General features: G+C 73.1%; 22 protein-coding genes. 14 read left to right on the forward strand and 8 right to left on the reverse strand.

Annotated elements, in window-relative coordinates:
- Window positions 1-26: 26 nt before the first annotated feature.
- The 6 genes from rimO (at window position 27) to Sfr03f_RS02165 (ending at window position 4223) form a co-directional block, all read left to right on the forward strand.
- Window positions 27-1550: a 30S ribosomal protein S12 methylthiotransferase RimO gene (rimO, locus tag Sfr03f_RS02140; RefSeq protein WP_108951973.1), complete on the forward strand. Its 1524-nt coding sequence runs from the start codon at window positions 27-29 to the stop codon at window positions 1548-1550.
- On the forward strand, window positions 1547-2263 hold the full coding sequence (gene pgsA / locus Sfr03f_RS02145) for a CDP-diacylglycerol--glycerol-3-phosphate 3-phosphatidyltransferase (RefSeq protein WP_108951974.1): 717 nt from the start codon (window positions 1547-1549) through the stop codon (window positions 2261-2263). The genes rimO and pgsA overlap by 4 nt, the downstream gene beginning before the upstream one ends.
- Window positions 2260-2829, forward strand: a complete 570-nt coding sequence (locus Sfr03f_RS02150; protein WP_108951975.1) for a CinA family protein — start codon at window positions 2260-2262, stop codon at window positions 2827-2829. The genes pgsA and Sfr03f_RS02150 overlap by 4 nt, the downstream gene beginning before the upstream one ends.
- Window positions 2830-2938: 109 nt before the next feature.
- The gene (locus Sfr03f_RS02155) at window positions 2939-3319 is read left to right on the forward strand and encodes a helix-turn-helix domain-containing protein (RefSeq protein WP_108951976.1); all 381 of its coding nucleotides are present in this window, start codon (window positions 2939-2941) and stop codon (window positions 3317-3319) included.
- 117 nt (window positions 3320-3436) lie between these two features.
- Window positions 3437-3907, forward strand: coding sequence for a Dps family protein (locus Sfr03f_RS02160; RefSeq protein ID WP_108951977.1), 471 nt, complete (start codon window positions 3437-3439; stop codon window positions 3905-3907).
- 82 nt (window positions 3908-3989) lie between these two features.
- Entirely contained in the window at window positions 3990-4223 is a 234-nt protein-coding gene (locus Sfr03f_RS02165; RefSeq protein ID WP_108951978.1) for a hypothetical protein, read from the forward strand.
- A 155-nt stretch (window positions 4224-4378) separates the two neighbouring features.
- Here the strand turns inward: Sfr03f_RS02165 and Sfr03f_RS02170 are convergent, their stop codons facing one another.
- Both Sfr03f_RS02170 and Sfr03f_RS02175 read right to left on the reverse strand, forming a co-directional pair.
- Window positions 4379-5197: an Fpg/Nei family DNA glycosylase gene (locus Sfr03f_RS02170; RefSeq protein WP_108951979.1), complete on the reverse strand. Its 819-nt coding sequence runs from the start codon at window positions 5195-5197 to the stop codon at window positions 4379-4381.
- A 481-nt stretch (window positions 5198-5678) separates the two neighbouring features.
- Window positions 5679-10490 (reverse strand): ATP-dependent helicase, encoded by a 4812-nt coding sequence (locus Sfr03f_RS02175; RefSeq protein ID WP_108951980.1) that lies wholly within the window; start codon window positions 10488-10490, stop codon window positions 5679-5681.
- A gap of 123 nt (window positions 10491-10613) precedes the next feature.
- Here Sfr03f_RS02175 and Sfr03f_RS02180 point away from each other — a divergent pair, with 123 nt between their 5' ends.
- The 6 genes from Sfr03f_RS02180 to recX all read left to right on the forward strand — a co-directional run bounded on the left by Sfr03f_RS02180 (window position 10614) and on the right by recX (window position 15431).
- A complete protein-coding gene (locus Sfr03f_RS02180) occupies window positions 10614-11450 on the forward strand; it encodes an AzlC family ABC transporter permease (RefSeq protein ID WP_108951981.1) in 837 nt (278 codons plus the stop codon).
- Window positions 11447-11752: an AzlD domain-containing protein gene (locus Sfr03f_RS02185; protein ID WP_108951982.1), complete on the forward strand. Its 306-nt coding sequence runs from the start codon at window positions 11447-11449 to the stop codon at window positions 11750-11752. The genes Sfr03f_RS02180 and Sfr03f_RS02185 overlap by 4 nt, the downstream gene beginning before the upstream one ends.
- 24 nt (window positions 11753-11776) lie before the next feature.
- On the forward strand, window positions 11777-11971 hold the full coding sequence (locus Sfr03f_RS02190; protein WP_108951983.1) for a DUF3046 domain-containing protein: 195 nt from the start codon (window positions 11777-11779) through the stop codon (window positions 11969-11971).
- A gap of 300 nt (window positions 11972-12271) precedes the next feature.
- On the forward strand, window positions 12272-13399 hold the full coding sequence (locus Sfr03f_RS02195; protein WP_174721552.1) for an AI-2E family transporter: 1128 nt from the start codon (window positions 12272-12274) through the stop codon (window positions 13397-13399).
- Between the two features lie 235 nt (window positions 13400-13634).
- Window positions 13635-14759 carry a recombinase RecA gene (gene recA, locus Sfr03f_RS02200; RefSeq protein WP_108951985.1) on the forward strand — a complete coding sequence of 375 codons (1125 nt, stop codon included), beginning with the start codon at window positions 13635-13637 and terminating at the stop codon, window positions 14757-14759.
- A 3-nt stretch (window positions 14760-14762) separates the two neighbouring features.
- Complete coding sequence (gene recX / locus Sfr03f_RS02205) at window positions 14763-15431, forward strand: recombination regulator RecX (RefSeq protein ID WP_108951986.1); 669 nt, start codon at window positions 14763-14765, stop codon at window positions 15429-15431.
- A 167-nt stretch (window positions 15432-15598) separates the two neighbouring features.
- Here the strand turns inward: recX and Sfr03f_RS02210 are convergent, their stop codons facing one another.
- The 5 genes from Sfr03f_RS02210 to Sfr03f_RS02230 form a co-directional block, all read right to left on the reverse strand.
- On the reverse strand, window positions 15599-17275 hold the full coding sequence (locus tag Sfr03f_RS02210; protein ID WP_245967361.1) for an FAD-dependent monooxygenase: 1677 nt from the start codon (window positions 17273-17275) through the stop codon (window positions 15599-15601).
- 118 nt (window positions 17276-17393) lie between these two features.
- Window positions 17394-18281, reverse strand: coding sequence for an amino acid ABC transporter permease (locus tag Sfr03f_RS02215; RefSeq protein WP_108951987.1), 888 nt, complete (start codon window positions 18279-18281; stop codon window positions 17394-17396).
- Window positions 18278-18946 (reverse strand): amino acid ABC transporter permease, encoded by a 669-nt coding sequence (locus tag Sfr03f_RS02220; protein WP_108951988.1) that lies wholly within the window; start codon window positions 18944-18946, stop codon window positions 18278-18280. The genes Sfr03f_RS02215 and Sfr03f_RS02220 overlap by 4 nt, the downstream gene beginning before the upstream one ends.
- Before the next feature lie 100 nt (window positions 18947-19046).
- On the reverse strand, window positions 19047-19886 hold the full coding sequence (locus Sfr03f_RS02225) for a glutamate ABC transporter substrate-binding protein (protein ID WP_108951989.1): 840 nt from the start codon (window positions 19884-19886) through the stop codon (window positions 19047-19049).
- A 112-nt stretch (window positions 19887-19998) separates the two neighbouring features.
- Window positions 19999-20775, reverse strand: coding sequence for an amino acid ABC transporter ATP-binding protein (locus Sfr03f_RS02230; protein WP_108951990.1), 777 nt, complete (start codon window positions 20773-20775; stop codon window positions 19999-20001).
- Window positions 20776-21034: 259 nt separating this feature from the next.
- Here Sfr03f_RS02230 and Sfr03f_RS02235 point away from each other — a divergent pair, with 259 nt between their 5' ends.
- Window positions 21035-21724, forward strand: coding sequence for a response regulator transcription factor (locus Sfr03f_RS02235; protein ID WP_108951991.1), 690 nt, complete (start codon window positions 21035-21037; stop codon window positions 21722-21724).
- 7 nt (window positions 21725-21731) lie between these two features.
- Window positions 21732-23141: a sensor histidine kinase gene (locus Sfr03f_RS02240; protein WP_108951992.1), complete on the forward strand. Its 1410-nt coding sequence runs from the start codon at window positions 21732-21734 to the stop codon at window positions 23139-23141.
- Here the strand turns inward: Sfr03f_RS02240 and Sfr03f_RS02245 are convergent.
- The gene (locus Sfr03f_RS02245) at window positions 23131-24132 is read right to left on the reverse strand and encodes a TAXI family TRAP transporter solute-binding subunit (RefSeq protein WP_108951993.1); all 1002 of its coding nucleotides are present in this window, start codon (window positions 24130-24132) and stop codon (window positions 23131-23133) included. The two genes, Sfr03f_RS02240 and Sfr03f_RS02245, sit on opposite strands and share 11 nt — an antisense overlap.
- Between the last annotated feature and the right edge of the window lie 70 nt (window positions 24133-24202).

A 24202-nucleotide genomic window follows, 5' to 3' on the forward strand; every position in this document is an offset into this window, starting at 1 on the left:
CGACGGAACGAAGTAGTCTAGAGCCCATGCCTGAACGCCGTACCGTCGCACTCGTCACCCTTGGCTGCGCCCGTAACGAGGTGGACTCGGAGGAGCTCGCAGGCCGCTTGGAGGCGGACGGCTGGGCCCTCGTGGAGAACGCCGAGGACGCGGACGTCGCCGTCGTCAACACCTGCGGCTTCGTGGAGGCCGCCAAGAAGGACTCCGTCGACGCCCTCCTCGAGGCCAACGATCTCAAGGGCCACGGCCGGACCCAGGCGGTCGTGGCCGTGGGCTGCATGGCCGAGCGGTACGGCAAGGAGCTCGCCGAGGCGCTCCCCGAGGCCGACGGCGTGCTCGGCTTCGACGACTACGCCGACATCTCCGACCGGCTGCAGACCATCCTCTCCGGCGGTGTCCACGCCGCCCACACGCCGCGCGACCGGCGCAAGCTGCTGCCGATCAGCCCCGCCGAGCGCCAGGCGGCCACCGACGTCGCCCTGCCCGGGCACGGCGCGGCCGCCGACGCCGAGCCGGCCCCGGCCGACCTCCCCGAGGGCGTGGCCCCGGCCTCCGGTCCCCGCGCCCCGCTGCGCCGCCGGCTGGACGGCGCCCCGGTGGCGTCGGTGAAGCTGGCCTCCGGCTGCGACCGGCGCTGCTCCTTCTGCGCCATCCCGTCCTTCCGTGGCTCCTTCATCTCCCGCCGCCCCGGCGACGTCCTGAACGAGACGCGCTGGCTGGCCGAGCAGGGCGTCAAGGAGATCATGCTGGTCTCCGAGAACAACACCTCCTACGGCAAGGACCTGGGCGACATCCGCCTGCTGGAGACCCTGCTGCCGGAGCTCGCCGAGGTCGACGGCATCGAGCGGGTGCGCGTCAGCTACCTGCAGCCCGCCGAGATGCGCCCCGGCCTGATCGACGTGCTGACCTCCACGCCGGGCGTCGTGCCGTACTTCGACCTCTCCTTCCAGCATTCCGCGCCCGCCGTGCTGCGCGCGATGCGCCGCTTCGGCGACACCGACCGCTTCCTGGAGCTGCTGGACACCATCCGCTCCAAGGCCCCCGAGGCCGGCGTGCGGTCCAACTTCATCGTCGGCTTCCCCGGTGAGAGCGAGGCGGACCTCGCCGAGCTGGAGCGTTTCCTCAACCACGCCCGTCTCGACGCCATCGGCGTTTTCGGGTACTCGGACGAGGAGGGCACCGAGGCCGCCGGGTACGACGGCAAGCTCGACGAGGACGTCGTCGCCGAGCGGCTCGCCCGGGTCTCCCGGCTCGCCGAGGAACTGGTCTCGCAGCGCGCCGAGGAACGCGTGGGTGAGACGGTCCGGGTGCTGGTGGAGTCCGTCGACGAGGAGGACGGTGTGTACGGGCGTGCGGCGCATCAGGCGCCGGAGACCGACGGCCAGGTCCGGCTCACCGAGGCCCAGGGCCTGCGGGTCGGAGAGTTCGTCGAGGCGAAGGTGATCGCCACCGAGGGCGTCGACCTGGTCGCCGAGCCGGTGGGCGGCGCGCTGCCGGCCGCCGGCGCCTTCCCGGGCGGCCGGGCGGAGCGCGCGGAGGCGACCGGATGAGCGGCGTACCGGCGTCCGCGGCGGGCGCCTCGCCCGAGACGGAGGTCCTGATGGACGAGCCCGTCGAGCCTCTGGGCGCCCGGCCGGCGGCCAAGGGCGGCAAGATCGCGGCGGCCGCCGTCAACCAGGCCAGCCTGTGGAACGTGGCCAACCTGCTCACCATGTTCCGGCTGGTGCTGGTGCCCGGGTTCGTGATGCTGATGCTGGCCCAGGGCGGGTACGACCCCGCCTGGCGCTCCTTCGCCTGGGCGGCCTTCGCGGTGGCCATGTTCACCGACCTGTTCGACGGCCACCTGGCCCGCACCTACAACCTGGTCACGGACTTCGGCAAGATCGCCGACCCGATCGCCGACAAGGCGATCATGGGCGCGGCGCTGGTCTGCCTGTCCTGGCTGGACGAGCTGCCCTGGTGGGTCACGGCGGTGATCCTGGGCCGGGAGCTCGGCGTCACGGTGATCCGCTTCCTGGTCATCCGGTACGGGGTGATCCCCGCCAGCCGGGGCGGCAAGCTCAAGACGCTCGCCCAGGGCATCGCGGTGGGCATGTACATCCTGGCGCTGACCGGGTGGCTGGCCACCCTGCGCTGGTGGGTGATGGCGGTGGCGGTCGCGCTGACCGTCGTCACCGGTCTGGACTACGTCCGTCAGGCGATCGTGCTGCGCCGGCAGGGAATGGCCGAGCGCCGGGCCGCGTTGAGGGGGAGCAAGGCATGACGTCCGCGGCTGCCGAGGCCGTCCTGATGCTCACCTACCACGGGGAGACCGTCGCTGTCGCCGAGTCCCTCACCGGAGGGCTGGTCGCGGCCGAGCTGACGGAGGTCCCGGGGGCCTCGAAGGCGTTCCTCGGCTCGGTGACGGCCTACGCCACCGAGATCAAGCACCGGATCCTCGGCGTCGACGAGCAGCTGCTCGCCGAGCGCGGGGCGGTGGACGCGCAGGTCGCGGAGCAGATGGCGCGGGGCGTGCGGGAGGCGCTGCGCGCCGACTGGGGCATCGCCACGACCGGAGTGGCCGGGCCCGAGCCCCAGGACGGGCAGCCCGTCGGCACCGTCTACGTCGCTGTCGTGGGCGGTGCGACCGACGGGGAGGATGCGTCCGAGGGCGGGAAAGTGCGCGCTCTGCGGTTGAACGGCACACGGGCGGAAATTCGTATGGAGAGTGTTCGGAGCGTTCTCGCGCTGCTCGTGGAAGCGCTCCTCGACGCCAAGGGAACCGAGCAGACGGGTCAACGGCAAGGAAACGAGCGGACGCAGGATACGGAACGGAACGGGGGGATCTGATGTTTGCAGCCCTGAGTGAACACGACATCGCTCCCCGCACGGCCGCGGCGCGAGGCGGTACGGTGGGGCGAGAAGGATGCGGCTACGCGGTCCGAGGAGGGAGCCACCGATGATTCTGCTCCGTCGCCTGCTGGGTGACGTGCTGCGTCGGCAGCGGCAGCGCCAGGGCCGTACCCTGCGCGAGGTCTCGTCCTCCGCCCGGGTCTCACTCGGTTACCTGTCCGAGGTGGAACGCGGGCAGAAGGAGGCGTCCTCCGAGCTGCTCAGCGCGATCTGCGATGCGCTGGACGTGCGCATGTCCGAACTGATGCGGGAGGTGAGCGACGAGCTCGCTCTCGCCGAACTGGCCCAGTCCGCGGCCGCAACCGACTCCTCCGCCGTACCGGCCCCGGTACGCCCGATGCTGGGTTCCGTCTCGGTGACGGGCGTCTCCCCGGACCGGGTCACCATCAAGGCCCCCGCGGAGGCCGTCGACGTGGTCGCAGCCTGAGCCTGGCCCGAGTCACCGGACGGGGCGTACACGCACCTTGTGCGTGTACGCCCCGTTTGCCGTGCCGCCTGGGCGGGGTCATCGTGAAGTGACACGTCGGCTGACGAGGAGCTGCGCATGTACGTCGTGAAGAGCCCTTTGCCGGATGAGGACCTCAAGGTGGTCGGGGGCGCGCTGCAGGGCGCGCTGGTCGACCTGGTGGACCTGTCGCTGGTCGCCAAGCAGGTCCACTGGAATGTCGTGGGCCCCCGCTTCCGCTCGCTGCACCTGCAGCTCGACGACGTGGTGACCAGCGCCCGCGCTCACTCCGACTCGGTCGCCGAGCGGGCCTCGGCCCTCGGCGTCTCCCCGGACGGCCGTGCGGCCACGGTCGCGTCCGGGTCGGGCATCTCGACGGTCGCGGACGGCTGGATCAAGGACGGCGACGCGGTGCGCGCCCTGGTGGACGCGCTGGGCGCCGTCATCGGGCGCATGCGCGCACGGGTCCAGGAGACGGAGCAGCCCGACCCGATCACGCAGGACCTGCTGATCGGCATCACCGCGGACCTCGAGAAGCACCACTGGATGTTCCAGGCGGAGAACGGGTAGGCCTCCGGTCCGGGCGGCCGCGGGCAGCGGGCTCGCCGTGTCGGGGCGTGAGCCGCCGTCCGGGCGGAGCGGGAGGTGCCGCATGGGCGTGGCGGTGAGGGTGACGCTGGGGCTCCTGTGGTGGTGGGCCGCCCTGCGGCTGGCCCTCGCCCCGCGGGCGTCCGGCGCGGTGGAGGCGGGAGTGGTGCTGGGCGGGTGGACCGTGAGTCTGCTGCCGGTGCACTGTGTCGCCAAGGAGCGGGCCACGGGCGTCGTCGCCACGGGGCGGTGGCTGCGGGCGTGGCGCGGGCGGCGGGCGGGGGACGCGGGAGGATGACGCCCGGGCCCCGGAGCCGGGGGTGCGGTGCAGGGGGCCGACGCCAAGGGCTCGGCAGGCGTGAGGTTCCGTGCGGTGCGGGTGGTCCCGCGTCGGCGTGCGGTGCGGGCACGGTCCGTACGGTGGGGTGCCGGCTCGGGGTGGGGCTCGGGGTGCTAAGGCGTCGGGCCCGACTGGCAGTGGGGGCACCAGTAGCTGGGACGGTCGTCCTGGTCCGCGAGCCGGATCGGCGTGCCGCAGCGCAGACACGGGCGCGAGGCCCGGCCGTAGACGTAGAGGTTCTGCCCCGCCTGGCGCCCCGCGGGCACGGCCGGGCGCGACGGCGGCGTCGTGCGCCTCTGGTGGCGGTTCCGGTTGGCCACCAGCAGCCGTCGCGCCATCTCCGGCAGGGCCGCCGCCCGGTCGGCAGGCAGCATCCCGTACGGCAGCCACGGTGTCACCCCGAGCAGGAAGCACAGCTCGCACTTGTACACGTTGCCGATGCCGGCGAGGTTGCGCTGGTCCAGCAGGGCCTCGCCCAGCGGGCGGTCCGGCTCACGCGCCAGGTTGGCCAGGGCGACGTCGGGGTCCCAGTCCGGGCCCAGCAGGTCGGGCCCCAGATGGCCCACGGCCTTGTCCTCCTCGGCGGTGCGCAGGAGCTCCAGCACCGGCAGCCGGTAGCCGACGGCGGTGTTCTCCGCCGTGCCCAGCACCGCACGGATCTGGTGGTGCGGCCCGGGCAGCCGCAGCCGGGGGCCCGCTCCGGGCAGGACCTTCCAGGAGCCGTCCATCCGCAGGTGCGAGTGGAGCGTGAGATCGCCCTCCAGCCGGGTCATCAGGTGCTTTCCTCGGGCGACGACCTCCAGCACGGTCCGCCCCGTCAGGTCCGAGGTGGCGAAACGGGGCACCCGCAGGTCGCTGCGGAGCAGCACGCGGCCCGCGAGGGCGTCGTGCAGGTGCTTCGCGGTGAGCCATACGGTGTCGCCTTCGGGCATGCCTCAAGGGTGCCCCAGCGGAGGCCGCTCAAGGGGGCCGGCCGGGGGCGCATCGTCACGGGCGTCCGCGGTGAGCCGTGCGCGCGTGCGGCCGCCCTGACGGGTCGGGTCCGCGTGCGCGGCGGCGGCGGGTCGGTTCGGACGCACTGCTGCGGTTGCCCGGGCCGCGGCCGCCTTGATGGGCCGGGTCCGCGTGCGCGGCGGTGGCGGGTGGGTTCGGACGCACTGCTGCGGTTGCCCGGGCCGCGGCCGCCTTGATGGGCCGGGTCCGCGTGCGCGGCGGCGGCGGGTGGGTTCGGACGCACTGCTGCGGTTGCCCGGGCCGCGTTCGCCGCCGCGGGTCGGGTCCGCGTGCGCAGCAGTGGTGGGTGGGGTTAGCAGGTACCGCCGTGGCTGCTCAGGGCGTGTCCGCGTCGCCGTGGGACGGGCCCGCACACGCAGGCCCGACCCGGCGGGAGTCGCACGCACCGTCGCGGTGAGGTCAGGCCCGCATCCGCAGCCCCCGCGGGGTGGCGACGAAGCCGGCGCCCTCCAGGACCGCACCGGGCGGCGCGCTCAACGCGGGCTCACCGTTGACGCGCTCCACCGTGACCGTGCCCAGGGACCCCGCCCGGGCGGCCCCGGCGAGCGCCTCGGCGGCCTCCCGCAGCCGTGCGTCACGGTCGGCGGGGAGGTCCGGCTCGGCGGGCCAGGCGAGCAGGCTCTTGCCGCCGCGCTCCATGTAGAGGACCAGCTCGCCGTCGACCAGGACCACCAGGGAGCCGGCCTTGCGGCCCGGCTTGTGCCCCGCGCCGCCCGGCGGCTCGGGCCAGCCGAGGGCGGCGCCGTAGGCGTTGGCGGGGTCGGCGGCGGCCAGCACCACGGCGCGGGAGGCGCCCGCGTCACGACGGCCGCCCGGACGTCCGGCGAACGTGCCGGGGCCACCGGACGGGCCGGCGATCGGCGCGGGACCCCACGGCTGCGGGAACCCGTCGTCGGAGCCCCCGTCGCCGTCGGTGGCCCCGGGGGCCGTGCCGCCCCACGGGTCGGCGGGCGGGGACGCCTCGCCCCGCTCGCGGGCATTGGCCGTGGCGCGCAGCCGGTCGACGGCGCCCTCCATGGCGAACTGGGCGGCGCCGAGCCCTTCGACCACGTAGCCGCGGCGGGCCTGGCCGACCTCCTCCAGGGCCGCCAGCACCCGGTAGACGGCCGAGAAGCCGCCCTCGACGCCCTCCGCGCCGACCGCGCCCCGCGTCACCACGCCGTGCCGGTCCAGCAGCGTGCGGGCCAGGGCGGTGGAGCGGACGGTGGCGTCGCCCTCCCGCTCGGGCAGCAGCGACCAGCGGCCCGCCACCGTGGGCGGACCCGTGCGGGAGGCGGGACGGTGGGCCGACGCGGCGAGCGAGCCGTACCGCCCCCGGGGCACCGACCGCCTGGCCCGGTGCGCGGTCGACCCCGCCGTCCGCCCCGAGCCCAGCAGCGCCCGCATGGGGGCGAGGGTGTCGTTGGTGAGCCGGCCCGACCAGGCGAGGTCCCACAGGGCGTCCGCGAGCTGAGGGTCCGTGACGTCGGGGTGGGTGGTGGCGCGGACCTGGTCGCCGATCTGCCGGAAGAACAGGCCGTACCCGCCGGACAGGGCGGTCAGCACCGACTCGTGAAGGGCGGTCAGCTCCAGCGGATGGGCGGGCGGGAGCAACAGGGGAGCCGTGTCGGCGAGGTAGAGGGAGACCCAGCCGTCCTTGCCGGGCAGCGAGCCGGCGCCCGCCCAGACCAGCTCACCGGCCGAGGTCAGCTCGTCGAGCAGCGCCGGGGTGTACCCGCTGACGCGGGAGGGCAGGACCAGCTTCTCCAGCGCGGAAGCGGGCACGGAGGCGCCCTGGAGCTGTTCGACCGCCCGGACCAGCCCGTCGACCCCGCGCAGCGTGTGGCCCCTGCCGATGTGCTGCCACTGGGGCAGGAACTGGGCGAGGGCGGCGGGCGGGGCCGGCTCGAGCTCCTCGCGCAGCGCGGCGAGCGAACGGCGCCGCAGCCGCCGCAGCACCGTGGCGTCGCACCACTCCTGGCCGATGCCCGCCGGATGGAACTCGCCCTCGACGACCCTGCCGCTCGCCGCGAGGCGGCGCAGGGCGCCCTCGGTGACCGCGACGCCCAGCCCGAACCGGGCGGCGGCCGAGGCCGAGGTGAACGGGCCGTGGGTGCGGGCGTAGCGGGCCAGCAGATCGCCGAGCGGGTCCTTGACCGGCTCGGTGAACGCCTCGGGGACGCCGACCGGCAGGGCGGTGCCCAGGGCGTCGCGCAGCCGGCCCGCGTCCTCCACGGCGGCCCAGTGGTCGGCGCCGGCGATCCTCACCCGGATCGCGCGGCGGGCCGAGGCCAGCTCCTCGGCCCAGCCCGGCTCGGCTCCCCGCTCGGCCAGCTCCGCGCCGGTGAGCGGGCCGAGCAGCCGCAGCAGGTCGGCGACGCCCTCGCTGTCCTTCACCCGCCGGTCCTCGGTGAGCCACTGCAGCTCCCGCTCCAGCTCGGCGAGCACCTCGGCGTCGAGCAGCTCGCGCAGCTCGGCCTGGCCGAGGAGCTCGGCCAGCAGCCGCGAGTCCAGGGAGAGCGCGGCGGCCCGCCGCTCGGCGAGCGGCGAGTCGCCCTCGTAGAGGAACTGGGCGACGTAGCCGAACAGCAGGGAGCGGGCGAACGGCGAGGGCTCGGGGGTGGTCACCTCCACCAGGCGGACCTTGCGGGACTCGATGTCGCCCATCAGCTCGGTCAGGCCGGGCACGTCGAACACGTCCTGCAGACACTCGCGGATCGTCTCCAGGACGATCGGGAAGGAGCCGAACTCGCCGGCCACCGACAGCAGCTGGGACGCCCGCTGACGCTGCTGCCACAACGGGGTCCGCTTGCCGGGGTTGCGGCGGGGCAGCAGCAGGGCGCGGGCCGCGCACTCGCGGAACCGGGAGGCGAACAGGGCGGAGCCGCCCACCTGGTCGGTGACCAGCTGCGGGACGTCTCCCTTGTCGAAGACGACGTCGGCCGCGCCCACCGGGGCCTTCTCGCCGTCGTACTCCGTGCCCGCCCGGGAGGGCTCCTGGTCCAGCAGGTCCAGGCCCATCAGGTCGGCGTCCGGCAGGCGCAGCACGATGCCGTCGTCGGCGTGCATCACCTGGGCGTCCATCCCGTACCGCTCCGACAGCCGCGCGGACAGGGCAAGCGCCCAAGGGGCGTGGACCTGCGCACCGAAGGGGGAGTGGACGACGACCCGCCAGTCGCCGAGCTCGTCGCGGAAGCGCTCCACCACGATGGTGCGGTCGTCGGGCACGTGGCCGCAGGCCTGGCGCTGCTCGGTGAGGTACGCGATGACGTTGTCCGCCGCCCACGCGTCCAGGCCGGCCGCCAGCAGCCGCAGCCGGGCGTCCTCCTCGGACAGCGCGCCGACCTCGCGCAGGAACGCGCCGACCGCGCGCCCGAGTTCGAGCGGGCGGCCGAGCTGGTCGCCCTTCCAGAAGGGCAGCCGGCCGGGCACGCCGGGCGCGGGGGAGACCAGCACCCGGTCCCGGGTGATGTCCTCGATCCGCCAGGAACTGGTGCCCAGCGTGAACACGTCGCCCACCCGCGACTCGTAGACCATCTCCTCGTCGAGCTCACCGACCCGGCCGCCGCCCTTCTTCGGGTCGGAGCCCGCGAGGAACACGCCGAACAGGCCGCGGTCGGGGATGGTGCCGCCCGAGGTGACGGCGAGCCGCTGGGCGCCGGGGCGGCCGGTGACCGTGCCGGTCACCCGGTCCCAGACCAGGCGGGGCCGCAGCTCGGCGAAGGCGTCCGAGGGGTAGCGGCCGGCCAGCATGTCGAGGACGCCGGTGAACGCGGACTCGGGCAGGGAGGCGAACGGCGCGGCCCGGCGGACCACGGCCAGCAGGTCGTCCACCTGCCAGCCGTCCACCGAGGTCATCGCCACGATCTGCTGGGCCAGTACGTCGAGCGGATTGGCCGGCACGCGCAGCGACTCGATGGACCCGGTCCGCATGCGCTCCGTCACCACGGCGGCCTGCACCAGGTCGCCCCGGTACTTGGGGAACACCACGCCGGTGGAGACGGCGCCCACCTGGTGGCCCGCGCGGCCCACGCGCTGCAGGCCGGAGGCGACCGACGGGGGCGACTCGACCTGGACGACCAGGTCGACGGCGCCCATGTCGATGCCCAGCTCCAGACTGGAGGTGGCGACCACCGCCGGCAGCCGCCCCGCCTTCAGGTCCTCCTCCACCTGGGCGCGCTGCTCCTTGGAGACCGAGCCGTGGTGCGCCCGCGCGATCACCGTGGGCGCGCCCTGCGCGGCGCCCGAACCGCCCATCAGCTCGGCGGGGGCGTGCTGTTCCGGCAGCGGCTCGCCGGTGGCGCGCTCGTAGGCGATCTCGTTGAGCCGGTTGCACAGCCGCTCCGCCAGACGGCGGGAGTTGACGAAGACGATGGTCGAGCGGTGCGACTGGACCAGGTCGGCGATGCGCTCCTCCACGGAGGGCCAGATCGACGGCCGTTCGCCGTCCTTGCCGGCGTCCGAGGCGGGCGAGCCGCCCAGCTCGCCCATGTCCTCCACGGGGACGACCACCGACAGGTCGAACTCCTTGCCGGACGGCGGCTGGACGATCTCCACCCGGCGCTGCGGGGAGAGGTAGCGGGCGACCTCGTCGACCGGGCGGACGGTGGCCGACAGGCCGATCCGGCGGGCCGGGCGCGGCAGCAGCTCGTCCAGCCGCTCCAGGGAGAGCGCCAGGTGGGCGCCGCGCTTGGTGCCCGCCACCGCGTGCACCTCGTCGAGGATCACCGTCTCGACGCCGGTCAGCGCCTCCCGGGTGGCCGAGGTCAGCATCAGGAACAGGGACTCGGGCGTGGTGATCAGGATGTCCGGCGGCCGGTTGGCCAGCGCGCGGCGCTCGGCGGGCGGGGTGTCGCCGGAACGGATGCCCACCCGCACCTCGGGCTCGGGCAGACCGAGGCGCACCGCCTCCTGCCGGATGCCGGTCAGCGGGCTGCGCAGATTGCGCTCCACGTCCACCGCGAGGGCCTTCAGCGGCGAGACGTACAGCACCCGGCAGCGCTTCTTCGGCTCGGCGGGCGGTGGGGTGGACGTCAGCTGGTCGAGGGCGGCGAGGAAGGCGGCCAGGGTCTTGCCGGAACCGGTGGGCGCCACCACCAGCACGTCCGACCCCTCGCCGATGGCCTGCCAGGCGCCCGCCTGGGCGGAGGTGGGCGCGGTGAAGGCGCCCGTGAACCAGCCGCGGGTCGCGGGGGAGAAGCCTGCCAGAGCGGGGTGGGGGGTGCCGGCCATGGATCCATCCTGCACCCCGGCACCGACAGTCGCCGCCCGCCTGCCCGGACGACCGCCGCCGCGCACCTGCCCGAATATCGAACACATCGACCCGCTCGGGGCGCACCTGCCTAGGCTGCGTGTGTGGCACACGAGACAGCACATACGGAACGTCCCGAGCCCGCGGACACCGGCGGCGGCAAGGCCGACGCGGCGGTGGTCCGGGACGCGCTCGGGGTCGGCGTCGCCGTGGGGCTGTCCGGCTTCGCCTTCGGAGTGACCTCCGCGGGCGCCGGACTGACCCTGCTGCAGACGTGCGTGACGAGCCTGCTCATCTTCACCGGGGCGTCGCAGTTCGCCCTGGTGGGAGCGCTGGCGGCGGGTGGCAACCCCTTCACGGCGGCGGCCGGGGCCTTCTTCCTGGGCGTGCGCAACGCCTTCTACGGGCTGCGCCTGTCGCAGTTGCTGGCGCTGCGGAGGCCGGTGCGGCCCGTCGCGGCGCAGTGGGTGATCGACGAGACGACCGCGGTGGCGCTGGCCCAGCCCGACCGGCGTTCGGCCCGGCTCGGCTTCACGGTCACCGGCGCCACCCTCTACGTGCTGTGGAACGTCACCACGCTGCTCGGCGCGCTGGGCGCGGAGGCCATCGGGGACACCGACGCCTGGGGGCTGGACGCCGCCGGTCCCGCCGTCTTCCTGGCGCTGCTGGCGCCGATGCTGCGGGGCACGGTGGAGCGGGCGGTGGCCGTGGTCGCGGTGGTGCTCGGGCTCGGCCTGCTGCCGGTGCTGCCGGCCGGGGTGCCGGTGCTGGTGGCGGGGCTGGCCGCGCCCCTGGTGCTGTACGTCCAGGGGCGACGGGGGGCCCGGCGTGGTGCCGCACCGCCGGCCGCCGGCTCCCGGGGCGCGGTGGACGACGAGGCCGCCGTCGGCTCCGGCGGCGCGGACGAGACCGGAGCAGGACGCGGGGAGGAGCGGGAGTGAACGTCTGGATCGCGATCGGGCTGACGGCGGTGGGCTGCTACGCCGTGAAGCTGGCCGGACTGCTGGTGCCGGGCGCCGTGCTGGAGCGGCCGCTGGTGCGGCGCCTCGCGGCGCTGCTCCCGGTGGCCCTGCTGGCGGCGCTCACGGCGCAGCAGACGTTCGGCGACGGGCGGGAGCTGGTGCTGGACGCCAGGGTGCTGGGCGTGGGCGCGGCGGGGGTGGCGCTGCTCCTGCGGGCGCCGTTCCTCGTGGTGGTGGGGGTCGCGGTGGCCGTCACGGCGGGGGTGCGGGCGCTGGCGTGACCTCGGAGGGCGGATACTGGAGGCATGCGGTTGACGGTCTTCTGGCAGCGGATGGCGGATCACTTCGGTCCGGGGTACGCCGACTCCTTCGCGCGCGACCATGTGATGACGGAGCTGGGCGGGCGCACCGTCCACCAGGCTCTGGACGCCGGCTGGGAGGCCAAGGACGTGTGGCGGGCGGTGTGCGCCGCGATGGGCGTCCCGCCGGAAAAGCGCTGAATCGCCGAGAGGTGTTCCCACCCTCGCGGGGTGGGCGAGACTTGACGCGTGACAGGGCCTGAGGGGACAGAGAGCAGCAAGGGGACGGACGCGACGGCGGCCGCCGCGGACCCCGGAGTACCGCCCCAGCGGCCCGAGGCGCCACCGCCCTCCGCCGAGGTGCCACCGCCCTCCGCCGATGTGCCGCCCGCCGCCCGCGAGGCGTCGCCGGCCGTCCCCGGGGTGCCGCGGGACGCGGTCGCCGCGTCGCGGCCCGCCGGTGGCGAGCCGGGCGCGGCGGACGGGACGCGTGCCGCCCGGATGCCCCGGTGGCTGCCGCGGGCCATGGTGCTCGCGCTGGCCCTGGTCGCCGTGTTCCAGCTGGGCAGCTGGGCCTTCCACCGGCTGACCGGCCTGCTGATCAACGTGCTGATCGCCTTCTTCCTGGCGCTCGCCATCGAACCCGCGGTCGGCTGGATGGCGTCCCGCGGGATCCGGCGGGGCGTGGCGGCCTGCCTGGTCTTCCTCGGCGTGCTGGCCGGCACGGCCGGCTTCGTCACCCTGATGAGCACGATGCTCGCCGACCAGGTCATCCGGATCATCGAGGACTTCCCCGATTACCTGGACTCGGTGATCAACTGGATCAACGTCCACTTCGACACCGAACTGCGCCGGGTCGACGTCCAGGAGAGCCTGCTCAGCTCGGACCGGCTGCGCGCGTACGTCGAGGACAGCGCCAGCGGGGTGCTGGACGTGTCCGCGCAAGTGCTCGGCGGCCTGTTCCAGCTGCTGACCGTCACCCTGTTCTCGTTCTACTTCGCCGCCGACGGCCCTCGCCTGCGGCGCGCGCTGTGCTCCGTGCTGCCTCCCGCCAAGCAGGCCGAGGTGCTGCGCGCCTGGGAGATCGCCGTCGACAAGACCGGCGGCTACATCTACTCGCGGGGCCTGATGGCGCTGATCTCCGGACTGGCCCACTTCTTCCTGCTGCAGGCCATGGAGGTGCCCTACGCGCCGGTGCTGGCGGTCTGGGTGGGCCTGGTGTCGCAGTTCATCCCGACCATCGGTACCTACCTCGCGGGCGCGCTGCCGATGCTGATCGCCTTCACGGTGAACCCCTGGTACGCGTTGTGGGTGCTGGTCTTCGTGGTGGTGTACCAGCAGTTCGAGAACTACCTGCTGCAGCCGAAGCTGACCGCGCGGACCGTGGACATCCACCCGGCGGTCGCCTTCGGCTCGGTGATCGCCGGCACCGCGCTGCTGGGCGCGGTCGGCGCGCTGATCGCGATCCCGGCCGTGGCGACCCTGCAGGCGTTCCTGGGGGCCTACGTGAAGCGGTACGACGTGACGGACGACCCGCGGGTGCACGGCCGTCCGCGGAGGGCCGCGGACGAGGCCGCCCGCGGGCTGTTCCGCCGGGTCCGGGGGCTCCGGCGCGGTTCCCGGGTGTGAATCCGGTGGGGCCGGGCACGCCCTCGTCATGATTTGACACGAAAATCGAACAAGCATTCTCATGGGGATGCCGGTGGTCCTCGGGCATCCGTCTCGCAACGGTACTTCTGTACGGTTTGAGGTGAGATGCGCCCGAGTTTTCCACAGGGTGGACGGGCGTCGGGGCGCGTTGTCAGTGGCAGGCGTTAGCGTCTTTGACGTGAAGCGATCGACTCAAGCAAACCGGGTGGAACCCATGGCAGGAACCGACCGCGAGAAGGCGCTGGAAACAGCCCTCGCGCAGATTGAACGGCAATTCGGCAAGGGCGCGGTCATGCGTATGGGCGACCGCACCCAGGAGCCCATCGAGGTCATCCCGACCGGCTCGACCGCCCTGGACGTGGCGCTCGGCGTCGGCGGCCTGCCGCGCGGCCGGGTGGTGGAGATCTACGGCCCCGAGTCCTCCGGCAAGACCACGCTGACCCTGCACGCGGTGGCGAACGCGCAGAAGGCCGGCGGCCAGGTGGCGTTCGTCGACGCGGAGCACGCGCTCGACCCCGAGTACGCCCGCAAGCTCGGCGTGGACGTCGACAACCTGATCCTCTCGCAGCCCGACAACGGCGAGCAGGCGCTGGAGATCGTGGACATGCTGGTCCGCTCCGGCGCGCTCGACCTGATCGTCATCGACTCCGTCGCGGCGCTGGTCCCGCGTGCGGAGATCGAGGGCGAGATGGGCGACAGTCACGTGGGTCTGCAGGCCCGTCTGATGAGCCAGGCGCTGCGGAAGATCACCAGCGCGCTCAACCAGTCCAAGACCACGGCGATCTTCATCAACCAGCTCCGCGAGAAGATCGGCGTCATGTTCGGCTCCCCGGAGACCACGACCGGTGGCCGGGCGCTGAAGTTCTACGCCTCGGTGCGCATCGACATCCGCCGCATCGAGACCCTGAAGGACGGCACGGACGCGGTCGGCAACCGCACCCGCTGCAAGGTGGTCAAGAACAAGGTGGCCCCGCCGTTCAAGCAGGCCGAGTTCGACATCCTCTACGGCCAGGGCATCAGCCGCGAGGGCGGCCTGATCGACATGGGCGTCGAGCACGGCTTCGTCCGCAAGGCCGGTGCCTGGTACACGTACGAGGGCGACCAGCTCGGCCAGGGCAAGGAGAACGCCCGCAACTTCCTCAAGGACAACCCCGCCCTGGCGGAGGAGATCGAGCGGAAGATCAAGACCAAGCTCGGCGTCATCAAGCCGACCGAGGAGGAGGCCGCCGCGGCTGCCACCGAGCCGGCCGCCGCCGGCGAGGGCGCGGACGCCGCCAAGGCCGTCCCGGCTCCCACCACCCGGGCCACCAAGGCCAAGGCCGCGGCGGCCAAGGGCTGATCCGTGACGCGCCGAACCGAATGGGCCGGTGAGGCCGGCCCCGACGACGAGGCCGGCCCGCCCGGTCCGGCCCGTCGTCCCGGTCGCGGCAGTCGCAAGAGCCGCGGGACGCGCGGCGAGCAGGTCGATCGCATCGCTCACGACGGTGACCGCGGGGATCCGGCCGAGCGGGCGCGGGGCATCTGCCTGCGTCTGCTCACCGGGTCCCCGCGGACCCGCAAGCAGCTCGCCGACGCCCTGCGCAAGCGGGAGATCCCCGACGACGTCGCCGAGGAGGTGCTCACCCGCTTCGAGGAGGTGGGCCTGATCGACGACGGCGCCTTCGCCGGAGCGTGGGTGGAGTCCCGCCACCACGGCCGGGGTCTGGCCCGGCGCGCCCTCGCCCGCGAGCTGCGGACCAAGGGCGTGGATTCCTCGCTGATCGACGAGGCGGTCTCCCGGCTCGACAGCGACCAGGAGGAGGCCACTGCCCGCGACCTGGTCGCCCGCAAGCTGCGCTCCACCCGGGGTCTGGACCGCGACAAGCGGATGCGCCGTCTCGCCGGGATGCTCGCCCGCAAGGGCTACCCGGAGGGCCTGGCCCTGCGCGTGGTCCGCGAGGCGCTGGAGGCCGAGGGCGAGGAGCTGGAGTTCGACGAGTACGCCGGGGCGTCCGGGGACGACGCCTGCTGACCGGGCGCCCGACGTCCATTCGACCCGACGCCCTCCGCCCCGCCACCCCCCCCGGATCCGGCCGCGCCGCAGGGCGGGCCACCGCCCTGGACAGCGGGTCCCCAGGCGCTGACGGCGATGCACAGGCCGACGCCCCGCCCGCTCCGGCCGGGGCCCGCAGGCGACGCCTAGCGCGCCCCCGCCCGTTCCGTCTCCGGCTCCGGCGTGGACGGACCCGGAACCGTCAGGTTCACGCCGGTCGCCGCCTCGGCCGCCGCGCGCAGTTGCTGCGGGCGGACTCCGGACAGTGCGGTGACCAGACGGCCGTCCGGCCGCACCAGCAGCACCGTGTGCGCCGGGGCCCCCGGATACGTCTCGGTCACCAGCAGCTCCGCGGGCGCCGGCAGCGTCCGCACCGCCTCGGCCAGGGCGGGCATGATCCCGGCGCCCGCCCAGTGGCGCCGCTCCCACACCCCGGTGCCCGGCGCGACCAGCACCACCGACAGCGTGCCGCGGCCCAGCCGCTCCCACAGGCCGGTGGCGGAGCCGTCCTCCGCGGTGACCCGTACGTCCCGCACCAGTTCACCGGGGGCCGTGTCCACCACCACGTCCGCGTCCGTCGGCGTAGGCAGCAGCGGTGACGACCCGTAGCGTCCCGGTCCGCCGAGGGCGCCGCGTCCGAGGTGACCGTCGACCAGCAGGGCGTCCTGGGCACGCGCCGTCCCCGGCACATAGCTGCGCAGCCCACCGCCGCGCAGTATCGGCAGCGCCTGGTCGGCCGCGCGCAGCCGGGCGGACACCGCCGCCCTCCGCTCGGCCTGGTAGGTGTCCAGCAGTGCCTCGGGGGCCTCGCCGCGCCGCACGAAGGCCAGCTTCCAGGCGAGGTTCTCCGCGTCCCGCAGACCCTCCTCGAGGCCCTGGCCGCCCAGTGAGCCCAGCAGGTGGGCGGCGTCCCCGGCCAGGAAGGCCCGGCCCCGCCGCCAGCGCCGGGCCAGCCGGTGGTGGACCGTGTGCACCCCGGTGTCCAGCAGTTCGTAGGGCGGCGGCAGGTCGGCGTCGTCCCAGCCGGCCAGCGTCTCGCGCACCAGCGCCACCAGCACGTCCGGGGTGACCAGGTCCGCCGCGGGGTCGCGGGGCGGTGGCATCAGCCAGTCCAGCCGCCACGCCCCGTCCGGCAGCGGCCGCCCCACCACCTCACCGGCGAACGGCGCCGACGACCGCCACGGCGGGGTGCGGTGCAGGATCCCGGTGCCCGGCAGGGGCAGGTCGACCCGCAGGGTCGCCACCGCGTGCCGCTCCACCGCGGTACGGCCGGGGAAGCGGATGTCGAGCAGCTTGCGCACCGTGGACCGGGCGCCGTCACAGCCGACCAGGTGGGAGCCCTCCCACCAGGTGCCGTGCGCGGAGCGGGCCCGTGCGCGGACCTGGGAGGCGTCCTGTTCCAGGGCGTCGAGCCGGCTCTCCGGGACCAGGGTGACCAGCGGTTCCCGTACGGCCGCCGCGCGCAGCGCACCGGTCAGCGCGTGCTGGGGGAGGTGCAGCGGGGCGCCGTCGGCGACGGTCCCAGGAGCCGTGCCGAAGGTCGCCTCGAAGGCGGTCCGGCGGCCGCGCAGCGCGCGCCAGCCGCTCCAGCGCAGCCCCAGCCGGTCGAGGCCCCCGCCGGTGACCCGGGTGATCAGCGCCGCGGTGTCCGGATGCAGCACCACCGTGCGGGCCGGACGCGGCTCCGCGCCGCCCTGCCCCTCGTCGAGGACCACCGCGTGGACTCCCTGGCACGCCAGTGCGAGCGCGAGGGTGAGCCCCACCGGTCCCGCGCCCACGACGAGCACCGGGGCGGAGGGGGGTGGAGCAGAGTGCGCGATCACATGGTTATGCAACCCATTGCAGGTGTCCGCGTCAAGCGACGGAGGCAGTGGCGAGCCCGCCACTGCCTCCGTCGGATGCTTCCCGCGTCACCTGGGACGTCACGGAACTGACGTGGTGTCAGTTCGCCGCGGCGCCGAAGCCCGACTGGTCGACGCCTCCGTCAGGTGCAAGGGGCACGCCGGTGGACTTCTTGCCGCGCCGCAGACGCTTCTCCAGCCAGCTCGCGAACGAGGTGAGGGCGAAGTTGACCACGATGAAGATGAGCGCCGCGACCGTGAGGCAGGCGATGATGTTGGCGCCGTAGTAGGAGCTCGCCGTCGTGGCGTTGGACAGCATCTCGGGGAAGGCCAGCATGTAGCCGCCGAGCGCGGTGTCCTTCACGATGACCACGATCTGGCTGACGATGGCCGGCAGCATCGCGGTGACCGCCTGGGGCAGGAGCACCATCCGCATCATCTGGTTCTTGCGCAGACCGATGGCCAGGGCGGCCTCGGACTGCCCCTTCGGCAGGGAGAGGATGCCGGCCCGGACGACCTCGGCGAGAACCGAGGCGTTGTAGAGCACCAGACCGGTGACCACCGCGTACAGCGGCCGGGCGTCGCTGCTGACGCCGGTGTACGCGACGTACACCTCCCGGCAGAAGAGCATCAGGATCAGTACCGGGATCGCGCGGAAGAACTCCACGACCACCGTGGCCGGTACCCGGACCCACGCGTGGTCCGAGAGCCGGGCGATACCGAGGACCGCGCCCAGCGGCAGGGCTATCACCAGGGACAGGGCCGCGGCGAGCAAGGTGTTCTTCAGGCCCGGCAGGAAGTAGGTCGTCCACGCCTCGCTGCCGAAGAAGGGCGACCACAGCGACCAGTCGAGCTGGCCCTTCTCGTCCAGCGAGGTGTAGACCCACCACAGCAGCACGGCCACGGAGACCAGGAAGACGGCTGTGTAGATGACGTTGCGGGCCTTGGCACGGGGGCCCTGGGCCTCGTAGAGAACCGACGCGCTCATCGCTTCACCGCCACCTTCTTGCCCAGCAGACCCATCAGCACGCCGGTGGGCAGCGTCAGGCACACGAAACCGAACGCGAAGACCGCGCCGATCAGCACCAGCTGCGCCTCGTTCTCGATCATTTCGTTCATCAGCAGCGAGGCCTCGGCGACGCCGATGACCGCTGCGACCGTGGTGTTCTTGGTCAGCGCGATCAGCACGTTGGCCAGCGGGTTCACCGCCGCGCGGAACGCCTGCGGCAGCACGATGAGCCGGAGTACCTGGCCGAAGTTCAGGCCGAGGGCGCGCGCGGCCTCCGCCTGGCCGAGGGGCACGGTGTTGATGCCGGAACGCAGCGCCTCGCAGACGAACGCCGAGGTGTAGAGGATCAGGCCCAGCACGGCCAGCCGGAAGTTGATGGTGTCGAAGTCCTCACCGCCCCCGAGCTTCACCCCCAGCGTCTGGTTCAGGCCCAGCGAGCTGAACAGGATGATCACGGTCAGCGGGATGTTGCGTACGAGGTTCACGTACGCGGTGCCGAAGGCGCGCATCAGCGGCACCGGGCCCACCCGCATGCCGGCCAGCAGGGTTCCCCATATGAGGGAGCCGATCGCTGAGTAGACGGTGAGTTGCACCGTCGCCCAGAAGGCCCCCAGCAGGTCGTAACCTTCAAGAAAGTCGAACACGATCTCCCGCGCTTCCGCGTGTCGGTTGGCTCAGGGCAGGCGGCCCGCCCTCCTGGCCGGAGCCGGGAGGACGGTGCCGCCGTGGTGAGGCCGCTGGACGTTACTTCTTGATGTCGCCGATCGACGGCGCGGGCTCGTACTCGTAGTTCGCGGGGCCGAAGTTGGCCTTGACCGCCTTCTCCCACGAGCCGTCGGAAACCATCTTCTCGAGGGCCTTGTTGATCTTCGCCTTGAGGTCGCTGCCCTCCTTGACGCCGATGCCGTAGTTCTCGTTCGACAGCTCGAGGCCGGCGAGCTTGAACTTGCCCTTGTGGGAGTCCTGCGCGGCGTAGCCGGCGAGGATCGAGTCGTCCGTGGTCAGCGCGTCGACGGCACCGTTCTGCAGGCCGGTCAGGCAGGCGGAGTAGGTCGGGTACTCCTGCAGCTGGGCCTTGGGGGCCAGCTTCTGCTTGACGTTCTGCGCGGAGGTCGAGCCGGTCACCGAGCAGAGCTTCTTGCTGTTCAGGTCCTCGGCCGACTTGATGGAGTCGTCGTCGGCGCGGACCAGCAGGTCCTGGTGGGCCAGCAGGTACGGACCGGCGAAGTCGACCTTCTGCTCACGCTCGTCGTTGATCGAGTAGGTGGCGGCGATGAAGTCGACGTCGCCACGCGCGAGCATGTTCTCGCGGTCCTGGCTCTTCGACTCCTTGAACTCGATCTGGCCCTCGGAGTAACCGAGCTCCTTGGCGACGTACTTCGCCACGTCGACGTCGAAGCCGGCGTAACCCTGCGGCGTCTTCTGGCCGAGGCCCGGCTGGTCGAACTTGATGCCGACGGTGATCTTGCCCTTGCCGCCCTCGGAACCACCCTTGTCGTCCTTCTCGCCGGAGCCGCAGGCGGTGGCGGTCAGGGCCAGGGCGACGACGGCCGCGGAGGCGGCGGTGATCTTGCGAAGCTGCATGGTGAACATCCTTTGCGTGATGACGAGATGCGACCCGCCCCCGGACGGATCCGGCGGCGGGAGGTGGCGCGGGCGCCTCGAAGTGATCCCGGCGGGAGCGCCGGCGGTGGTGTCAGTGATGCAGGATCTTGGACAGGAAGTCCTTGGCCCGGTCGCTGCGGGGGTTGCTGAAGAACTGCTCCGGAGCCGCCTCTTCGACGATCCGTCCGTCCGCCATGAACACGACCCGGTTCGCGGCCGAGCGGGCGAAGCCCATCTCGTGCGTGACGACGATCATGGTCATGCCGTCGCGGGCGAGCTGCTGCATGACCTCCAGCACCTCGTTGATCATCTCCGGGTCCAGGGCCGAGGTGGGCTCGTCGAAGAGCATCACCTTCGGGTCCATGGCCAGCGCCCGCGCGATGGCGACGCGCTGCTGCTGGCCGCCGGAGAGCTGGGCCGGGAACTTGTCCGCCTGCGCGCCGACGCCGACCCGGTCGAGCAGGGCCCGCGCCTTCTCCTCGGCCGCCTTCTTGTCGGCCTTGCGGACCTTGACCTGGCCCAGGGTGACGTTCTCGAGGACCGTCTTGTGGGCGAACAGGTTGAACGACTGGAAGACCATGCCGACGTCGGCGCGCAGCCGCGCCAGCTCCTTGCCCTCCGCGGGCAGGGGCCGGCCGTCGATCGTGATCTCGCCGGAGTCGATGGTCTCCAGGCGGTTGATGGTGCGGCACAGAGTGGACTTGCCGGACCCGGAAGGTCCGATGACCACGACAACCTCACCGCGGGCGATGGTCAGATCGATGTCCTGGAGCACGTGCAGAGCGCCGAAGTGCTTGTTGACGTTCTTCAGGACCACGAGATCGCCGACCGGGGCCGCATCTTCCTTGGCCACCGTTACATCGGTCATCGTTTGCTGGCTCCGTCCTCCTCGGTTTCGGAGGACCTTAATAACCCGGTCCTACCAGCGCATTACTTCTGAGCGGAAATTGAGCATCACGATCGGATAGCAATCGGACACAAGCCGTAGTTGGGACGTCCTGCTGCGTACCGGGTGGGTAACGAATCCCTTCGCGGCGCTCCACAACGTGTCGGAGGGGTGGTACCCGGTAGGAGTTCCGGTCGCGAGGCCGCACCGGACGGGACGGCCGAAGGGAGGGCCGGACATCATGAGACTGCTCCTCGTCGAGGACGACAACCACGTGGCGGCGGCCCTGACCGCGGTCCTCGCCCGGCACGGGTTCAGCGTCACCCACGCCCGCAACGGCGAGGAGGCGCTGCGCGCGCTGGTGCCCGGCGGCCCCGCCTTCGCCGTCGTCCTCCTCGACCTCGGGCTGCCCGACCAGGACGGCTTCGAGGTCTGCGGACGCATACGCAGGCGGACCACCACCCCGGTGATCATGGTGACCGCCCGGGCCGACGTCCGCTCCCGCATCCACGGCCTCAACCTGGGGGCCGACGACTACGTCGTGAAGCCCTACGACACCGGTGAGCTGCTCGCCCGCATCCACGCGGTCAGCCGCCGGCACGCCTCCGAGGAGAGCACCGGCGGCGCCGACGCCTCCGTGCTCGACCTGGGAACGGTGCGGATCGAGCTGTCCACCCGGCAGGTCACCGTCGACGGCGCGGTGGTGGCCCTCACCCGCAAGGAGTTCGACCTGCTCGCCCTGCTCGCGCAGCGACCCGGCGTGGTCTTCCGGCGCGAGCAGATCATCAGCGAGGTCTGGCGGACCAGCTGGGAGGGGACCGGGCGTACTCTCGAGGTGCACGTCGCCTCGCTCCGCTCCAAGTTGCGCCGGCCGACGCTGATAGAGACCGTTCGCGGCGTCGGGTACCGACTCGTCGCCCCGGCCGCCTAGGGGACGGGTGCGCACCAGGCTTCTTCCGCTGCTGATCGTTCTGATGGCGGCCGTGCTGCTCGCCCTGGGCGTGCCCCTGGCGGTGAGCGTGGCCGCCGCCGAGCAGCAGCGGGTGGTGGTCGACCGGATCGACGACACCGCCCGCTTCGCCGCCCTGGCCCAGTTCGTCCGCACCCTGGCGCCCGGCGACGTGCCCGACGGGGCGGCCGGCGAGCGGGCCGAGAGCCTCGCCCGCGAGCTGCGGACCTACCACGACGTGTACGGCATCCGGGCCGGCGTCTTCAAGCGCAACGGCGCCCTGCTGACCTCCGCCCCCGACGACTGGAAGCTGCCGCGCGGCGGCGAGGTGCGCACCGCGTTCGAGGAGGCGCGGCTGAGCCGTCGCAGTCACGACCCGGCGCAGGTGTGGCCCTGGCAGGACCGGCGGCTGGTGGTCGCCTCCCCGGTGATCCGCGACGGCGACGTCGTCGCGGTGGTGGTCACCGACTCGCCCACGGACGGGATGCGCGACCGCACCCTGCGGGGCTGGCTGCTGATCGCCGCCGGGGAGCTGGCGGCGATGCTGGTCGCCGTCGGCGCCGCGCTGCGCCTGACCCACTGGGTGCTCAGGCCGGTCCGGGTCCTGGACGCCACCACCCACGACATCGCCACCGGACGCCTCAAGTCCAGGGTCGCCGCGGCCGGAGGACCGCCCGAACTGCAGCGGCTGGCCGAATCGTTCAACGAGATGGCGGACCACGTGGAGCAGGTGCTCGAGCAGCAGCGGGCGTTCGTGGCCGACGCCTCGCACCAGCTGCGCAACCCGCTGTCCGCCCTGCTGCTGCGGATCGAGCTGCTGGCGCTGGAACTGCCCGAGGGCAACGAGGAGATCGCCTCGGTGCGCGTCGAGGGCAGGCGGCTCACCCAGGTCCTCGACGACCTGCTGGACCTGGCGCTCGCCGAGCACGCCGAACCCGAGCTGGGCCTCGCCGACATCGGCGCGCTCGCCGACGAACGCGTCGCCGCCTGGGCGCCGGCCGCCGAGGCCAAGGGGGTCACGTTGACCGGCACCTGCCCCCCCACCACCGCCTGGGCCGATCCGGTCACCCTCTCCAGCGCGCTGGACGCCGTGATCGACAACGCGGTGAAGTTCACTCCCGAGGGCGGCGAGGTGCACGTCTCGGTGGCCGCGAACGGGCGGACCGCGAGGGTGGTCGTGGTCGACGAGGGGCCGGGCCTGACCGACGAGGAACTCCAGCGCGTGGGGGACCGGTTCTGGCGCAGCGGCCGCCACCAGAACGTCAGCGGGTCCGGCCTCGGCCTGTCGATCTCCAAGGCGCTGCTGGCGGCGGCGGGCGGCTCCCTGGAGTTCTCGCACAACGCGCCGCACGGCCTCGGGGTGACGGTGACGCTGCCCCGCACCGGGCCTAGGGCTTGACCGAGCGGTAGTACGTCCGCGCGCCCTCGTGCAGCGGCAGGGGGTGGGTGTCCACGGCGGTGCGCACGTCGACCACCTGGGCGGCGTGGACCTCCTCGCCGATCTGGTCCCGGCTGCGGATCACCGTGCGGGTGAACCACTCGATGAGCTCCGGGTCCACGTCCTCGCGGGTGATCAGCAGGTTGGAGACGGCCAGGGTCTGCACCGGCTCGCCGTCCATCGCCCGCGGGTAGGCGGACTCCGGCATGGTGGCGGGGCGGTAGTGGTGCCCGACCATGTCGTCCTGCCGGTGCAGGGCGGTGACCAGGGTGCTCTCGATGGGCACGAAGCGGTAGTCGAACCTTTTGGAGAGGTCCACCAGGCCGCGGGTGGGCAGGCCGCCCGACCAGAAGAAGGCGTCGATCTCGCCGCGTTCCAGCTTGCCCGGCCCGGTGTCGATGCCGTCGCGGTGCGGCACCACGTCCTCGGCCGGGTCCAGCCCCGCGGCCCGCAGGACGCCGTTGGCTATCAGCTGCACGCCGGAGTGGTCGGGGCCGATCCCCACCCGCAGCCCCTTCAGGTCGTCGACGTGGTGGACCCTGGAACCCACGGGCACGATCAGCTGGAGGTAGTCGTCGTACAGGCGCGCCACGCCCCGCAGGTCACGCGCCCCCGGCTTGCCCTCGTTGCGGTAGTTCTCCACGGCGTCCGCGGCGGCGATGGCGAACTGGGTCTTGTCCAGGGCCACCATGGCCACGTTCTGCTGGGAGCCCAGCGAGGTCTTCAGCTCCACCGACAGGTCCGGCATGTCCACGGCCAGCTCGCCGCGCAGCTTCTCGCCGTACAGCTGGTACACGCCGGCCCTGGTGCCGGTGCCGAAGACCACCTTCCCGCTCGGAGGGGTCCTGCTGAAGGGCTGCACCCACCACACCAGGACGGCCAGCACGACGAGCGCGACGGCGGAGCCCGTGAAGGCCCGTCGTCTGCCGATTCGGGTCGCAGCCGGGAACATGGCAGCGATCCTGCCAGCGGTCGTGGCCCGCCGGTAGGCCGGAGGTCACCCCGGCGGCCCGCCGGCCGTG

The sequence above is a fragment of the Streptomyces fragilis genome (assembly GCF_003112515.1).
Classification (GTDB): domain Bacteria; phylum Actinomycetota; class Actinomycetes; order Streptomycetales; family Streptomycetaceae; genus Streptomyces; species Streptomyces fragilis.

Excerpts from the sequence above, each read along its gene's own strand:
- rimO (WP_108951973.1), top strand. The coding sequence starts at position 27 with ATGCCTGAACGCCGTACCGTCGCACTCGTCACCCTTGGCTGCGCCCGT.
- pgsA (WP_108951974.1), top strand. The coding sequence starts at position 1,547 with ATGAGCGGCGTACCGGCGTCCGCGGCGGGCGCCTCGCCCGAGACGGAG.
- Sfr03f_RS02150 (WP_108951975.1), top strand. The coding sequence starts at position 2,260 with ATGACGTCCGCGGCTGCCGAGGCCGTCCTGATGCTCACCTACCACGGG.
- Sfr03f_RS02155 (WP_108951976.1), top strand. The coding sequence starts at position 2,939 with ATGATTCTGCTCCGTCGCCTGCTGGGTGACGTGCTGCGTCGGCAGCGG.
- Sfr03f_RS02160 (WP_108951977.1), top strand. The coding sequence starts at position 3,437 with ATGTACGTCGTGAAGAGCCCTTTGCCGGATGAGGACCTCAAGGTGGTC.
- Sfr03f_RS02165 (WP_108951978.1), top strand. The coding sequence starts at position 3,990 with ATGGGCGTGGCGGTGAGGGTGACGCTGGGGCTCCTGTGGTGGTGGGCC.
- Sfr03f_RS02170 (WP_108951979.1), bottom strand. The coding sequence starts at position 5,197 with ATGCCCGAAGGCGACACCGTATGGCTCACCGCGAAGCACCTGCACGAC.
- Sfr03f_RS02175 (WP_108951980.1), bottom strand. The coding sequence starts at position 10,490 with ATGGCCGGCACCCCCCACCCCGCTCTGGCAGGCTTCTCCCCCGCGACC.
- Sfr03f_RS02190 (WP_108951983.1), top strand. The coding sequence starts at position 11,777 with ATGCGGTTGACGGTCTTCTGGCAGCGGATGGCGGATCACTTCGGTCCG.
- Sfr03f_RS02195 (WP_174721552.1), top strand. The coding sequence starts at position 12,272 with ATGCCCCGGTGGCTGCCGCGGGCCATGGTGCTCGCGCTGGCCCTGGTC.
- recA (WP_108951985.1), top strand. The coding sequence starts at position 13,635 with ATGGCAGGAACCGACCGCGAGAAGGCGCTGGAAACAGCCCTCGCGCAG.
- Sfr03f_RS02215 (WP_108951987.1), bottom strand. The coding sequence starts at position 18,281 with ATGAGCGCGTCGGTTCTCTACGAGGCCCAGGGCCCCCGTGCCAAGGCC.
- Sfr03f_RS02225 (WP_108951989.1), bottom strand. The coding sequence starts at position 19,886 with ATGCAGCTTCGCAAGATCACCGCCGCCTCCGCGGCCGTCGTCGCCCTG.
- Sfr03f_RS02230 (WP_108951990.1), bottom strand. The coding sequence starts at position 20,775 with ATGACCGATGTAACGGTGGCCAAGGAAGATGCGGCCCCGGTCGGCGAT.
- Sfr03f_RS02235 (WP_108951991.1), top strand. The coding sequence starts at position 21,035 with ATGAGACTGCTCCTCGTCGAGGACGACAACCACGTGGCGGCGGCCCTG.
- Sfr03f_RS02245 (WP_108951993.1), bottom strand. The coding sequence starts at position 24,132 with ATGTTCCCGGCTGCGACCCGAATCGGCAGACGACGGGCCTTCACGGGC.